This window comes from Proteocatella sp. QWL-06, assembly GCF_058684135.1.
Genome location: NZ_CM178755.1, coordinates 221,546 through 236,725, shown reverse-complemented (window position 1 = coordinate 236,725; position 15,180 = coordinate 221,546). Strand labels below are relative to the sequence as shown.

Below are 15,180 nucleotides of genomic sequence, written 5' to 3'. Positions count from 1 at the left end.
TTATATTCTGGAATTAAAAGATGTGTTTCTTTTAATTGGTATGCAGTTTTCAAGGTACATTTTTGAGTTTTTCATCAAAAAAAATGATGAACCCTCAAGACTAAACAGCAGAATAGTTTCTCCCTAGAAAGGAGGTGATCCAGCCGCACCTTCCGATACGGCTACCTTGTTACGACTTCACCCCAGTCATTGGTTTTGCCTTAGGCAACTTCCCCCTTACGGTTGGATAGTTGACTTTGGGCCCCCCCAACTCCCGTGGTGTGACGGGCGGTGTGTACAAGACCCGGGAACGCATTCACCGCAGCATTCTGATCTGCGATTACTAGTAACTCCAGCTTCATGCAGGCGAGTTTCAGCCTGCAATCCGAACTTAGACTGTCTTTATGGGATTAGCTCCACCTCGCGGCTTGGCAACCCTTTGTAACAGCCATTGTAGCACGTGTGTAGCCCTAAGCATAAGGGGCATGATGATTTGACGTCATCCCCACCTTCCTCCGAGTTATCCTCGGCAGTCTCTCTAGAGTGCCCAGCCAAGCTGCTGGCAACTAAAGACAAGGGTTGCGCTCGTTGCGGGACTTAACCCAACATCTCACGACACGAGCTGACGACAACCATGCACCACCTGTCACCTCTGCTCCGAAGAGGGGCCCCGATTAAGGGGCTTTCAGAGGGATGTCAAGCTTAGGTAAGGTTCTTCGCGTTGCTTCGAATTAAACCACATGCTCCGCTACTTGTGCGGGTCCCCGTCAATTCCTTTGAGTTTCACTCTTGCGAGCGTACTTCCCAGGCGGAGTACTTAATGTGTTAACTGCGGCACCGACCCTTAGGGCCGACACCTAGTACTCATCGTTTACGGCGTGGACTACCAGGGTATCTAATCCTGTTTGCTCCCCACGCTTTCGTGCCTCAGTGTCAGTATCAGTCCAGAAAGCCGCCTTCGCCACTGGTGTTCCTCCTAATATCTACGCATTTCACCGCTACACTAGGAATTCCGCTTTCCTCTCCTGAACTCAAGCCCGACAGTTTCAAGGGCTTACAACGGTTGAGCCGTTGCCTTTGACCCCTGACTTGTCAGGCCACCTACGCACCCTTTACGCCCAGTAATTCCGGATAACGCTTGCCCCCTACGTATTACCGCGGCTGCTGGCACGTAGTTAGCCGGGGCTTCCTCCTAAGGTACCGTCATTATCTTCCCTTAGGACAGAGTTTTACGACCCGAAGGCCTTCATCACTCACGCGGCGTTGCTGCATCAGGCTTGCGCCCATTGTGCAATATTCCCCACTGCTGCCTCCCGTAGGAGTCTGGACCGTGTCTCAGTTCCAGTGTGGCCGATCACCCTCTCAGGTCGGCTACTGATCGTCGCCTTGGTAGGCTTTTACCCCACCAACAAGCTAATCAGACGCAGGCTCATCCTTGTCCGCATGACTTTGATACAGCCCCGATGCCGGGTCTGTATTTCATCCGGTATTAGCACACCTTTCGATGTGTTATCCCGGTGACAAGGGCAGATTACCCACGCGTTACGCACCCGTCCGCCGCTAAGCTCAGATGTTTCACCCCCGAAGGGGATCCGCATTTGAGCTCCGCTCGACTTGCATGTGTTAAGCACGCCGCCAGCGTTCATCCTGAGCCAGGATCAAACTCTTAAATTTAATGGTTTGACTGGCCGGATTAAACATCCGACATATCTATTTTGTTATCTCAATAAATTGAAATTACGGTTTGTTTCTTTTTTTGATGATCACCCGAAGGCTCTCATCTAAATGGTTTGTATATTCTGCTGTTTAGTTTTCAAGGTTCATATTTCTGTGATGCCGCTTTCGTTATTGTCTTCCGGCGACTTTTATTAGTATACTAAAGGCCGCCGAAAAAGTCAACCCCTTTTTTGTATTTAATTTTTATTATTTATTTCATATTTTGTCTTTCTATTATTTTTTCAGCCACAACCTTGCTTGAAAGGGCTTTTGTAGCCGCTCTGAAAACAGGCACTGATTCATCCATTTCCATTATTCCTTCGACCATGGACTTTTCCAGTTCTTCACAGAAAAGATCATATGAGGCCTCCTCACCCATCTGTCTGTTGCAGTGTACTACAGCGTCCTTTATCTCATTCATGGAAAGCACTTTCTTAAGTATGGTTATCATTATGAGGTTTGCCACGTGGCTCCTGTTATACTTCTTTTTTACAGGCGCCTTTATCAGTCCCAGCTTTACATAGTTGTTTATCATCGAATTTGTTATTATCTTCTCTTTTTCGGTTGTTCCGAAAAGTTCTGTGTGCTTTTCAAGAAATCCAAGTATCTGATCCATGTATAGTTCAAAGTCAGGGAGCTCGCTCCATCTGGGTATATGATATGTCTCTACTTTATGCCTGAAATCCGGTTCTGCAGCTTTGTGATTTTCATTGCTTTGTATTTCATGTTTCATGGTTGTTCCCTCTCTGAAATATATTCATGTTTTCCTCACGTATCTTTATTATATGATGTTTTTCATAATTTCTCAAGCCTGCCTTCTTTAAGATATGGCATAATTTGCTGTTTTTGTGGTATTATTGAATTGTGTAAAAAATATGATTATTTAAGGAGCTTATATGAGAGAATTAGATGCAAGAATAATAACGGACTCTGTAAAGGAACTGTGCATAAAGGCAAATTATATATTGCCTGACGATATCAGAAAATCGCTCTGCGAAGCTTCTGGATGCGAACCATTTCCTGTTGCAAAGAATACTCTTGATATCCTTATTGACAACTATCAGATTGCCGAAAATGACAATATCCCGATATGTCAGGATACGGGCCTGGCGTGCGTGTTCATTGAGATAGGCCAGGATCTTCATATAAATGGAAATCTCGAAGACGCTATAAATGAAGGTGTAAGACAAGGATATGATCAGGGATACCTCAGAAAATCCTGCGTATCCGATCCACTCAGGAGAAAAAACACCGGCGACAATACTCCTGCAATGATATATTACGACATAGTGAGCGGCGACCGCATAAAGATAACCGTTGCGCCAAAGGGATTTGGCAGCGAGAACATGAGCCAGATAAAGATGCTGCGTCCCTCTGATGGAATAGATGGCGTACGTGATTTCGTGCTGAGAGTCGTTGAGGAAGCAGGTCCAAACCCATGCCCTCCAATAGTCGTAGGCGTTGGTATAGGAGGTACGTTTGACAAGGCTGCGCTGATTGCCAAAAAAGCCCTCATGAGAGACGTCGACCTGAGAAACCCGGACCCGTTCTACAGCAGCCTTGAGCAGGAACTTCTCGAAAGGATAAACAGCCTCGGAATAGGACCTCAGGGGCTTGGCGGCCTTACCACTGCACTTGCCGTTAATATCGAAGCCATACCTACTCACATAGCCGGGCTGCCGTGCGCAGTGAATATAAACTGCCACGCTACAAGACACTTCTCTGTCGTACTATAATAGAAGAAAGGATAATAATATTATGAAATATAACATACATCTTCCTTTCACGGAAGCAGTCATCTCCCAGCTCAGGGCAGGCGACATCGTGACTCTCAGCGGTACAATATATACGGCCCGCGATGCTGCACACAAAAGGCTTTGCGAGCAGATTCAGGATGGAACTGAGCTCCCTTTTGAAATAAAGAATTCGGTAATATATTATGTTGGCCCGACTCCGGAAAGAAACGGCCGACCAATCGGATCATGCGGTCCTACCACGAGCTACAGGATGGATGCATATTCTCCCACGCTTCTGGATCTCGGCCTGAAAGCCATGATAGGCAAGGGCAGGCGAGGAGAGGAAGTAAGGCAGGCCATAATAAGGAACAAGGCTCTTTATCTTGGCGCCACTGGAGGAGCCGGAGCATACCTGAGCAGATGCGTAGTAAAGAGTGAGCTCATAGCGTATGAGGATCTTGGGAGCGAGGCCATAAGAAAGCTCACCGTAAAAGACCTGCCGCTTGTGGTCCTTATAGACAGCCTCGGTAACGACTACTACAAAGAAGGCAGGGCAGCTTATCTGTCTTCTCTTGATAAAACAGAAGGAAAGGAAAAAAGATGTTAAAACGTTTAGCAAAGTATTATAAACCACATAAGAAGCTTTTCATTATAGATTTCAGCTCGGCATTCATAATGTCTATAATGGACCTGTTCTTCCCAATGGTCGCAAGCTATGCCATAAATACGCTGCTTCCGGAAAGCCGGATTGATGAATTCTTCAGGCTTCTGGTTATACTTCTCGTGCTTTACATGATAAGGTTCCTTACAAACTACCTGGTTCATTATGTAGGCCACGTAATGGGAACAAGGATCGAGCATGACATGAGGCGCGACCTCTTCAACCATATACAGACACTCTCTTTCAATTACTTCGACAATGTAAAGAAGGGAAAGATTATCTCAAGGATAGTGAATGACCTGAACGATATATCAGAGTTTGCCCACCATGCGCCGGAGGATATATTCATAACCTTCACAACCATCATCGGATCCTTCATACTGATGTTCATTATGAATGCCGAGCTTGCAATCGTGACCTTCGCGCCGGTACCTATACTTATATGGTTCACGGTATCAAAGAACATTAAGATGAAGCGTACCTTCAGGAAGATGCGCGAGAAGATCGCCGACGTAAATGCTCAGATTGACGATTCGATATCGGGAATCCGCGTGGTCAAGGCTTTCGCAAACGAAGACTACGAAATCGAAAAATTCGCAAGAGGAAATCAGTATTTCAAAGAGACCAAGGAAGAATCCTACAAGATAATGGCCGAGTACTTCACCGGAGTGGAGTTCATCTCGAACATAATCAGCCTCCTCGTTCTCGCATACGGAGGCTACCTGATCACTAAGGGAAATGCCCAGTATGGAGACGTGGTAGGATTTCTTCTTTATGTAAACATACTCCTTACGCCGATAAAGCGGTTTGCCACTCTGATAGAGCTTTTCCAGAAAGGCATGAGCGGCTTTGAGAGATTCTGCCAGACAATGGACATCCATCCTGACATAGATGACGAGGATGATGCCATAGATATCCCAGAGGTAAAGGGTGAGATAGTATTTGATCACATATCGTTCTCCTATGAAGACTACAAGACCATCATAAACGACCTGTCCCTTACCGTAAGACCCGGAGAACAGCTCGCCGTAGTAGGTCCCTCAGGATCAGGAAAATCTACGCTGCTTAATCTTATCCCAAGGTTCTACAACCTGAAAAGCGGAAGCATAACCATAGACGGAAACGACATAAACCACATAAAGCTTGCTTCACTAAGAGGAAGCATAGGGATCGTTCAGCAGGACGTGGTCATGTTTGCCGGAAGCATAAGAGACAATATCGTATATGCAAAGCTCGATGCGTCAGATGAGGAGATCTACGAAGCCGCACAAAAGGCCAATGCCCTTGAATTCATAGAAAAGCTTGAAAACGGATTTGACACCTATATCGGGGAAAGAGGAGTAAAGCTTTCCGGCGGACAGAAGCAGAGGATTGCCATCGCGAGGATATTCCTCAAAAACCCAAAGATCCTGATACTTGATGAAGCCACTTCAGCGCTTGACAATGAGTCTGAGCAGCTTGTGCAGTCAGCTCTTTTCGAGCTTTCAAAGGGAAGGACTACGCTTATAATCGCACACAGGCTCAGCACCATAAAGCGCGCTGACAGGATAATAGTGCTTACGGAAAACGGAATCGAGGAAGAAGGAACTCACGAAGATCTGCTTGAAAAAGAAGGCATATACCGTAACCTCTACATGATGCAATTTCGCGAAAAAAACTAAATAGCTCAAAAAAAGTACAGACAATTCTGTACTTTTTTTAAATTTATTCTAAAAACTCTGCTATCTGATTAAATGCCATCTCCGTCTCTCCTGAATCGAAAGACATGAACGCATGGAGCATCTTTTTGTATTCATGATGTTCAAATTCCACTCCATTGCTGGCCATGGCTTCTGCAAAATTTCTGTTGTCATCTCTTAGTATATCTTTGCCTGCTGATATCATAATTACCCTTGGATACTGGAACATAAGCTCGGATTTTACCGGAGAAAGATAAGGGTTCCCAAGAAGGTGCGGAGATTCTATTCCATCCTCTATCTCGAAGTACGGTATATAATATCTGAGCATCCTTGTCATGGCATCAAGCGTAAGCGTTCTTCCATTAGCATTTTTAAGTGCGGACTCTGTGAAGTCCCCCATGAGCACGGATTCGATATCTGTAAGCGGGTACTGAAGCACTATCGCAGAAGGAATAACGCCTCTTTTCTTTCTTCGAAGACACATCTCCATCACTCCGAGGGCAATGTTGCCGCCGGCACTGGTTCCTCCGATAGCTATGTCCGACCTGTCTATCCTGAGCGCCTCTGAGTTTTTGCAGAGATAATAGTAAACGCAGTAGCTGTCTCTTATCGCGGAAGGATAGATATGCTTTGGCGCCAGTCTGTAGGCAGCCGAAACTACAATTCTTCCTGTTTTTTCGGCAAGCTTTTTACATATGCCGTCATGCGTTCCTATGCTTCCCATTACAAATCCGCCTCCATGAAGAAACATGAGCGCGCTGTGTAGATTTCCGTCAGTTCTGGTGCGGCCAGGATAATATATCCTTGCCGGGATATTCCCTACAGGAGATTTTATCCTGAAATCAACTATTTCCATGCTGTCAGAGTTAATCCTGACAAACTTCTTAAGTCCGTCATATATGTTCTGTGTATATCTTATGAGCCTCAGATTTCTGTCATTTATTTCTGGTATTTCAGGTATTGTTTTAATCTTATAATTCTCTTTCATAAAAATCCTCTTAATTTTAGTTTTTAAATATCATATTTATTATGATATTCTTTTATATTCTGTCTCTGGAGATGCTTTGGCCCTGTCAGCAAGCGCAGTCTTCAAGAGCGACTCATCCTGCCCTCTTTTTGGTATTACTTCCGCTGTTCCATGATCAGAAATCAGATATATGTACTTCGGGCTCTCTACAAAAATACGGATATCTTTCCAGGTATATTTTGTCTTTTCCTTTTTTCCTTTGATTACTATTCCGGCATCGCTCACCACTGCGGTCATGCCTGTGTCATTAAGCTGAAGGTTTCCGCTGGCGATTGATTTTTTTACTCTTTTTTTCACGGAATATTTATAATACTTGTCGAATCCAAATGAGTAAATACCGGCAAGCAGGAGTCCAAAAACCACGCCCTGAAGGCTCCTCATGAATAACATTATCATAAGTGCTACAATGATTACAAACCCATATTTAATTATTCTCATCTGTTTTGCAAAATTAGGTGATATCTTGACATAGTCAAGATTAGACTGTATAAAATCTTCTTCAAGCAGTTCATACTTAAATTCTGTATTCATATTTGCCTCCCTTTTCCCGTATGGAATATTTGCATATTTGCATAATATATCAGAAAATCACTGCATCTGATGCTATGACGCAGTGATCCCCCTGATTATCTCACAGAAATCTCAAACTATTTTCTGTTAAGTCCCATTATTTCTCTTGCTTCCTGAGGCGTAGCTATATCACGGCCAAGTTCCTTAGCTATTCTTACTACCTTCTCAACAAGCTCTCCATTACTCTTTGCAAGAACTCCCTTTTCTACATAAAGGTTGTCTTCGAATCCAACTCTTACGTTTCCTCCCATAGCTATTGCTACGGCAGCAAGCGTGAATTCATTTCTTCCTATTCCTGTTGCAACCCATGTAGATCCCGGAGGAATAGATCCCACCATGAATACGAGGTCTCTTGCAGTTGCAGTCATAGCTCCGTTAACTCCAAGCACGAAGTTGAAGTGGAGTGGATAGTCTATAAGGCCTTTGTTGGCTACTGCGATTGCAGTGTCTATCATTCCCTTTTCAAATACTTCACACTCAGGCTTTACGTTGTACTCCTTCATGGTCGTTGCGAATTCCTTAACCATGTTTACAGTGTTTGTGAAGACATCGTCTCCTCCAAAGTTGCATGTTCCACAGTCAAGTGTAGCAATCTCCGGGCTCAGAAACACTGGCTGAAGTCTTTCTTTTGCAGTCATTCCAACAGCTCCACCTGTACTTGGAAGTATTATTATCTCTGGAAGCTCTTTTCTTATCGCTGCTATTGCTTCTTCATATCTGTCCTTGCTCTGAGTAGGCGTTCCATCATCTTCTCTTACGTGAAGGTGGATTACTGCCGCTCCTGCTTCAGATGCACTCTTAGCTTCTCTTACGATTTCTTCGATTGTGTATGGTACTGCCGGGTTTTGTTCCTTTGTAACTTCTGCTCCGCATATCGCTGCTGTTATTATTAACTTTTCCATTATATCCTCCATTTTTGTCTGAAGGCCTCATGATCAGTAGAATATGTGTTCAGAATCCTGAAGACTGTATTATCTTTAAAAATTCTCGAGGATTTTCTCTTCAATATATTCAATCAGATTTTTGCCTTCTATAGTTGTTTTTTCTTCGTCCATAAGATCAGGAGTCACCTTGAAGAAGTTTATAACGAGCTTATTGCCCTTTATTATGTATTCTTCCTTGTTCGCAGGGATGAATACCACTTCTATTTCTTCCTGTGCTATGTCCTTCTTGCTGTTTATGCTGTCGACAATCGTGTCGAGGCTCAGTTTTTTAAGAGGATTTACCATCATTCTCATGTAGTCCATGTCTTCCATCATCCACATGTTGTTATTCCAGAACTGTCTCTCCTTCTGTGTCCCTCCGTTGAGCATTTCCCTGTTGGAAATCGCGCTCAGGGATTTTCTCACTGACTCCGCGTCAAAATCGTCGTTGTACAGCAGTTTCATCTCATTGTACTCGCTGAGTGTAACCAGATAATTCTCGCCTACTTTTTCTTTTTCCTTGGTTGCCTGCCAGAAATAGAGCATAGACTCGATTACATTAAGGTTCTTATTTATAGTTTTAATCATTTTACATCCTCCCCAGAATGTGTTTATTAAATTGCACCTTTATTATAACACTAATTTCCGTATTTGATAACAGTATTAGTAAATTTGATATTTTAATTTATCCATTCTTTATTATCTGCTTTACATTGGCCTTGTATTTTTCCACGCCAGGCTGATCAAACGGGTCTATGTCTCTCAGGTAGCAGCACATAGCGCATGCTTTTTCAAAGAAATAAACCATGAATCCAAAGGTGTGCGCCGTAAGGTCCTTGATAGTTATCTGAATCGTAGGAGTCGAATTTTCTTCCCTGTGCGCCTGGATGACGCCTTCAGTTACTATTCTGTTGAGCTTTTCCATGGTCCATGAGCTGTCATATCCGAGTTCCTGAGGTATAGGAAGATATGCCCCTGTGTTTTCGACATTAAGCACCGTCTCTGCAAAAATCTGCTGTCCTTCCTGAAGATACTGACCCATTGAGTGAAGCTCAGTGGTCATCTCTACAGTAACCGGGAAGAGTCCCTGTCCCTGCTTTCCTTCGCTCTCTCCAAAAAGCTGCTTCATCCACTCCGTAAGGTTTTTCAGCTTAGTCTCATAAAACTCATAGCATTCGATATCCTTGCCCAGCTCTGCATTGAGCAGATATCTTGCTACTCCGTATCTGTATGCTTCATTTTCCTTGAGATCTGTATTTTTATAAAGCTCGTATGCATCCCGGCTTCCTTTTACAAGCTCTCTTATATCCACTCCTGCAACCGCCACGGGAAGAAGGCCCACAGGGGTTATCACTGAGTATCTTCCACCGACTGAATCAGGAACTTCAAACGTCCTGTAGCCGGCTTCCTGCGCCTCAGGTCTTAGGATTCCTTTTTCTTTGTCTGTGATTGCGATTATTCTCTTTGCATAGGATTCACCGTATTTTTCTCTAAGGAATTCTTTGAATATGGCAAACGCAACGCTTGTCTCTATAGTGGTTCCGGATTTTGAAATAACGCAGACTGTCACTTCTTCTCCTTCAAGCACTTTAAGCAGCTCAAGATAATATGCACTGCTCATGTTGTGACCTGCATAGTAGATTTTTGGGATGTCCGATTTCACCTGATTGTGAAAAGTGTTTCCAAGCATGTCTATGCAGGCTCTCGCTCCAAGGTATGAACCTCCTATGCCCAGGATAACGAATGCAGTGCATTCCTTTCTTACATCGGCTGCCACAGACTCTATCTCTGATATGAGCTCTTCGCTGAGCTCCATAGCATAATCCACCCACCCCGTATATGCTTCTTTTCCAGAGTGAAGCTTCGCATGGATATGATCTGCTCTTTCCTGAAACTTAAGTATGCTCTCTTCATTTATCTGGCTCTTGCTAAGATCCAGTGATATTTTCTTCTCCATTTCCATTCTCCTCTTCTAATAATGACTTATATTGAATTTAAATGTAATCGCCAAGCCTCGCTGCGCCTATTATCCCTGCATCGTTACCCTTTGAGGCCACTCTTATATCACAGAGCTTTACCTGCCTGCAGAATGCATTGTCCCTTGCATATTCGATGAGCTTTGGAAGGAAATAATCCGATGATCTTGATATCCCGCCACCTATTACGATCATCTGCGGGTCGAGTATGTTTATTATGTTTACGACTCCCGCACCGATATATTCGATAAAGGTTTCAGTCAGCTTCCTTGCGTCAGGATATCCTGCGATAGCGGCTTCAAATATCGACTTGCCGTCAATAGTCCCATCTCTTTTGATTATTTCCGCTATGCGGCCGTCAGGATTGTCTTCGGCAAGTTTAAAAGCATCTCTTATTAGAGCCGTAAATGAAGCATATGCCTCAATGCAGCCTTTCTTGCCGCATGTGCACTTCTCTCCTGCGAAAACCAGAGTGGTATGACCAAACTCCCCTCCCCCGTATGTAGCCCCGCTGTACATATGGCCTCCGAGTATCAGTCCAAACCCGACTCCTGTCCCTACTGTCATCATGGCCATCGAATCAATGCTCTTATCCTCAAGGCACAAAAATTCTCCAAGCGCGGCGCACGATGCATCATTTCCCACATACACATCTTTCCCGAGCCTGTTTTTCAAATACTTGCCAAGCTCTGCATTTTCCCATCCAAGGTTTCCCGAAAAAAACACTTTTCCGGTTTTTACATCTACCGCCCCCGGAGATCCTACCCCAAGGTATTCAACAGACTCCATAGTCAGGCCGCTACTCTTCACAAGCTCCTCAAAAAGCACTGCGATATCCTCAGCTACGGCTTCAAAGCCTCTTTCCGGAAGTGTCCTGATGCTCTTTGAGCATATTATTCTGTTTTCGGCGTCGACAATCCCGCCCTTTATGGTTGTTCCCCCCAGATCAATTCCTGCAAAATATTTCATAAACATCTCCTTTACGTGAAGATTTTTGTATTTCTGTTTTTGATTATTATAACACAAAGCCCTGCCAGATAGCTATACTATGCTGTCCGGCAGGGCCTCGAAAATTCAGTTTTTTATTTTTTTATGCCATCGCAGCTTTAAGCTGCCCTGTAACAAACTGCTTTGATGACATGAATACTTCTTCATTCTTTGTGAGGCAGTAATCATTCAGTATGCTGTATACGAGATGGATCAGCATAGTAAGGTTTTTTGCATCCTTTCCATGTTGCTCCGCATACTCCTCAATGTCAGCCTCAAGCTTTCTGCTCATCTCTTTTACAAGCGGAAGCACGCTCTTTGAGTATACCGGATGTGATATTACTTCCATAATGAATCTCTGCTCAGCGGATGTCTTTTTGGTATAGGTGAACAGCTTATCCATCATTTTTTCCGGGTCTGCAAGATTTTTTCTTATCAGATCAAAGCTTGCATTTCTGTTTTTTTCGTACTGTCTGTTTACGCAGGCTACGATTGCCTCGTTCTTATCAGAAAAATAATAGTAAAGAAGCGCCTCGTTCACTCCTGCCTTTGATGTCAGTTTTTTTGTTGATGATTTATCTAAGCCAAACTCCATGAATGCCTGCATGAACGCATCTAACATTTCTTCTCTTTTTATATCCGCTTTCATTCTGTTTACCTCTTTTCTTTAATAGTATTAAGTAATAATAAATTTTATTTGAATTTGTCCTGCAGGACAAACAAACAAACTGAGCTTTTGCGGCGGTCACTTTCAGGTTAGGACTTCTGCCTATCTGAAAACATAGCCTTGAGCCTTGAGAAAAAACCATTAATCCCACGATTTTCTCTGAACCCTGTGTCTTCACCCAAAATCTCCACTACTCCGGCCTTTGCTTCTTCGATGAATATATCCTGAGCATTTATGCGCTTTCCTGTGCCTGCTGTGACCCTTATATAATTTCCGTCATTTTTAAGCTCCCTGAGCTTCACATTGTCTGAAAGTATTACCTCTGCTGTGTGCTCTATCCTGCTTTTAAGCTCAGGATCAAGTACCGGACACGCTATCTCTACGCGCCTTGCAAGGTTCCTGGTCATAATATCTGCCGAAGATATATATATCTTTCTTTCATCTTTCTGACCAAACATGTATACCCTGTGGTGCTCAAGAAAACGTCCTACCAGGCTGAATACTCTTATATTCTCTGTATACCCCTCTATGCCCGGTAATATACAGCATATTCCTCTGATTATTAAATTAATTTCTACTCCTGCACATGATGCCTCGCTTAATTTGTCGATTATACTGCGCTCAGTAAGGGAATTGGCCTTCATAAGGATATAGCCGGAGCTTCCTGACTTAACCTTTTCTATCTCGCTGTCTATCGCATCTATTATGTTTCTTTTGAGCGAATCCGGAGCTACCCACAGCCTGTTGTATGAGCCGTACAGATTTGATATCATCATGTTTCTGAAAAACTCGTTTGCATCTTTTCCAGTTTCGCGGTCTGCTGTCATAAGGCTGAAGTCGGAATAAAGAGTGGCCGTCTTCTCATTGTAATTTCCTGTACCTATCTGCGTGACATAGTTTATAGTCCCGCCGTCATTTCTTGTTATCAGGCATATCTTGGAATGTACCTTGAAATCTTCCAGGCCATATATAACATTGCATCCTGATTCCTCAAGTCTTTCCGCCCAGGCAATATTGTTCTTCTCGTCAAATCTTGCCTTGAGCTCCATGAGCACATGGACCTCCTTGCCATTTTCCGCAGCCTCGCACAGCTGCTCTGCTATCCTTGACCTGAGAGCCAGCCTGTAGACAGTGATCTTTATGCTAAGCACATTTGGATCTGACGCGCTTTCTTTAAGGAGTGTTATAAAAGGCTCCATCTGCTCATAAGGATAATGCAGAAGCACATCTCGTTTTTTTATCTGATCCGTTATCCTCAAATTCCTGCTGAAGCATGAGGGATACTGAGATTCAAACCCTCTGTCGCAAAGCAGCAGCTTTTTTTCCGAAGACAGCTTTTCAGTCAGTTCGAATACGTGGCCCAGCTTTACAGGCATATCGCTCTGAAAAATCTGTTTTTCTGTTATATCAAGCTTTTTCGCCATGAAGCGGGCCTGCTCCGGCGATAGCTCTCCCATGACCTCAAGCCTGACAGGAAGCAGCCTTCCTCTTTTTTTCAGGAGCTTTTTCATGAAGTGCCGGTAATCTTCTCCATCATCTTCTTCAATTTCCTCGCTGATATTGAGGTCTGCATTTCTTGTAACTGAAATGACGGTCTTTTCTTCTGCCTTATACTGTCCGAACATGCTCTGCGAATATTCCCTTATTATCTCCTCGACTCTTATGAACCTTATCTCATCCAGCTTTATCGTAGTTTCCCGGTCCTCGAGATAGATTACAGGGGAAAGATTCAGCGGAACAGGGATTATTCCTATCTTCATGTTTTTTGAGCCAGATTCATTCCTCAGCGTGGCCAGAACATAAAGCTGCTTATTCGCAAGATGTGGAAATGGATGCTGGTTGTCAATTATCATGGGTGACAGCACAGGCTGTATCCTGTTCTTGAAATAATTTTCTACATGCTTCCTTTCATTCTTGTCAAGTTCATCAAATTTGAGGTCGTAGATTCCATATTCTCTAAGCTGGCTTGTTATTTCGCTGTATACAGAGTCTCTCTCTCTGATGAGCTTTCTCGTCTTTTCAAATATGAGCTCCAGCTGTTCTCCCGGGGTGAGGCCGGACTTGTCGTTTCTTATCTCCACCTTGATCTTGTTGAGATCGTTGAGCCTGCCTACCCTTATCATGTAGAACTCGTCTAGATTAGTCATGAATATAGATACGAATTTCAGCCTTTCAAGAAGAGGTACCGCTTTGTCATCTGCCTCTTCAAGGACTCTCTTGTTGAATTTAAGCCAGGAAAGCTCTCTGTCCTGAGTATAAATCTTGTTATGTGGCTTTCCTGCCGTCTCTTTTTCCATCAGATTCTCCCCTTTGTCTTACTTGCTGAGTACATTTTTGTAAAGATAGCCTTCCCTTGCTCCATAGCTGCTTACATATATCTGCTCTGCCTCAAAATGCTTTATAATGGCGCTCAGTATTATCATGCCCGGGAGTATCGTATGGACCCTTTCAGGAACTACCCTCAGTATCCTGTCTATAGTCTCTTTTTCTTCCCCTTCCAGAACTTTCATGACCTTCTTTACGTCGCTGGCGTCCACTTCTCTGTCAGCATTTTCCCTTCCGGTAATTTCGATGCCGAGCTTTCTTGCCGCTCTTAGAGTTCCCCCTACTCCACACATTTTCTGCTGTTTTTCGCTGCATTCAATGTTCAGTTTCTCAATTTCTTTCTTTACGTCTTTTGTGATAGCTCTTTTTTCCTCTTTGGAAGGAAGCAGTCTCTTTACATGTTTCTTGTACATATTGAGCGATCCCACGGGTATACTGTGAGCACATTCTATGTTTCCGTCTTTGAAAAGCACTATTTCCGTAGAACCTCCGCCAATGTCCACCAGCATTCCCCTGTCAATATTCACGACCTTGGTAGCTCCTATGAAATCAAGTACAGCTTCTTCTTCTCCGCTTATTATGTCTACTTCAAATCCAGTTTCTGATTTTATCCTGTCAAGCACTTCCCTGGCATTTCCTATGTTTCTGAGTGAGGCAGTCGCAAAAGGATAAATATTTTCTATTGCAAGGTTGCCAAGCACCTTTCTGTATATCTTCAGCGCATCACAAGCTTTTCTGATGCCTTTTTCACTGAGGTCGCCATCTTCCACATATCCGGCCAGCCCCGCCATAACCTTGTCCTTGAACTGAATATATACCTGTCCATCTTCTTCATCGTGCCTGTAGACAGTGAGCCTTATGCTGTTTGAGCCAATATCTATTATTGCATATTTCATGTTGCACCTCTTGTCTGTTTGACAAATAAGAAAATTAG

13 protein-coding genes and 1 rRNA gene are annotated in these 15,180 nt (G+C 43.6%); 3 read left to right on the top strand and 11 right to left on the bottom strand.

The genetic code is table 11. The features are described 5' to 3' along the window. Positions 1-127 precede the first annotated feature (127 nt). Both AC4PGZ_RS01115 and AC4PGZ_RS01110 read right to left on the bottom strand, forming a co-directional pair. Positions 128-1,653 (bottom strand): 16S ribosomal RNA (locus AC4PGZ_RS01115). 253 nt (positions 1,654-1,906) lie between these two features. Continuing rightward, positions 1,907-2,428 carry a DUF1836 domain-containing protein gene (locus AC4PGZ_RS01110; protein ID WP_492159256.1) on the bottom strand — a complete coding sequence of 174 codons (522 nt, stop codon included), beginning with the start codon at positions 2,426-2,428 and terminating at the stop codon, positions 1,907-1,909. Between the two features lie 163 nt (positions 2,429-2,591). Here AC4PGZ_RS01110 and AC4PGZ_RS01105 point away from each other — a divergent pair, with 163 nt between their 5' ends. The 3 genes from AC4PGZ_RS01105 to AC4PGZ_RS01095 are packed head-to-tail and all read left to right on the top strand — an operon-like array spanning position 2,592 to position 5,753. Continuing rightward, positions 2,592-3,431 (top strand): fumarate hydratase, encoded by an 840-nt coding sequence (locus tag AC4PGZ_RS01105; RefSeq protein ID WP_492159255.1) that lies wholly within the window; start codon positions 2,592-2,594, stop codon positions 3,429-3,431. After that, positions 3,418-4,038: a Fe-S-containing hydro-lyase gene (locus AC4PGZ_RS01100; RefSeq protein ID WP_492160235.1), complete on the top strand. Its 621-nt coding sequence runs from the start codon at positions 3,418-3,420 to the stop codon at positions 4,036-4,038. The genes AC4PGZ_RS01105 and AC4PGZ_RS01100 overlap by 14 nt, the downstream gene beginning before the upstream one ends. Continuing rightward, entirely contained in the window at positions 4,032-5,753 is a 1,722-nt protein-coding gene (locus AC4PGZ_RS01095; RefSeq protein ID WP_492159254.1) for an ABC transporter ATP-binding protein, read from the top strand. Before AC4PGZ_RS01100 ends, AC4PGZ_RS01095 begins: the two co-directional genes overlap by 7 nt. Positions 5,754-5,796: 43 nt before the next feature. On the opposite strand, the gene AC4PGZ_RS01090 is transcribed toward AC4PGZ_RS01095, so the two are convergent. The 9 genes from AC4PGZ_RS01090 to AC4PGZ_RS01050 all read right to left on the bottom strand — a co-directional run bounded on the left by AC4PGZ_RS01090 (position 5,797) and on the right by AC4PGZ_RS01050 (position 15,142). After that, complete coding sequence (locus AC4PGZ_RS01090; RefSeq protein WP_492159253.1) at positions 5,797-6,759, bottom strand: alpha/beta hydrolase; 963 nt, start codon at positions 6,757-6,759, stop codon at positions 5,797-5,799. Between the two features lie 39 nt (positions 6,760-6,798). Further along, entirely contained in the window at positions 6,799-7,329 is a 531-nt protein-coding gene (locus AC4PGZ_RS01085) for a YcxB family protein (RefSeq protein WP_492159252.1), read from the bottom strand. Positions 7,330-7,445: 116 nt separating this feature from the next. Beyond that, entirely contained in the window at positions 7,446-8,270 is an 825-nt protein-coding gene (gene kce / locus AC4PGZ_RS01080) for a 3-keto-5-aminohexanoate cleavage enzyme (protein ID WP_492159251.1), read from the bottom strand. A gap of 75 nt (positions 8,271-8,345) precedes the next feature. Next, a complete protein-coding gene (locus AC4PGZ_RS01075) occupies positions 8,346-8,879 on the bottom strand; it encodes a TDE2712 family protein (protein WP_492159250.1) in 534 nt (177 codons plus the stop codon). 97 nt (positions 8,880-8,976) lie between these two features. After that, positions 8,977-10,248 carry a glucose-6-phosphate isomerase gene (locus tag AC4PGZ_RS01070; protein ID WP_492159249.1) on the bottom strand — a complete coding sequence of 424 codons (1,272 nt, stop codon included), beginning with the start codon at positions 10,246-10,248 and terminating at the stop codon, positions 8,977-8,979. Between the two features lie 37 nt (positions 10,249-10,285). Then, positions 10,286-11,236, bottom strand: a complete 951-nt coding sequence (locus tag AC4PGZ_RS01065; RefSeq protein WP_492159248.1) for an ROK family protein — start codon at positions 11,234-11,236, stop codon at positions 10,286-10,288. A gap of 121 nt (positions 11,237-11,357) precedes the next feature. Further along, entirely contained in the window at positions 11,358-11,903 is a 546-nt protein-coding gene (locus AC4PGZ_RS01060; RefSeq protein ID WP_492159247.1) for a TetR/AcrR family transcriptional regulator, read from the bottom strand. A 107-nt stretch (positions 11,904-12,010) separates the two neighbouring features. Further along, entirely contained in the window at positions 12,011-14,218 is a 2,208-nt protein-coding gene (gene ppk1 / locus AC4PGZ_RS01055; protein ID WP_492159246.1) for a polyphosphate kinase 1, read from the bottom strand. Between the two features lie 18 nt (positions 14,219-14,236). Then, positions 14,237-15,142, bottom strand: coding sequence for a Ppx/GppA phosphatase family protein (locus tag AC4PGZ_RS01050; protein ID WP_492159245.1), 906 nt, complete (start codon positions 15,140-15,142; stop codon positions 14,237-14,239). Between the last annotated feature and the right edge of the window lie 38 nt (positions 15,143-15,180).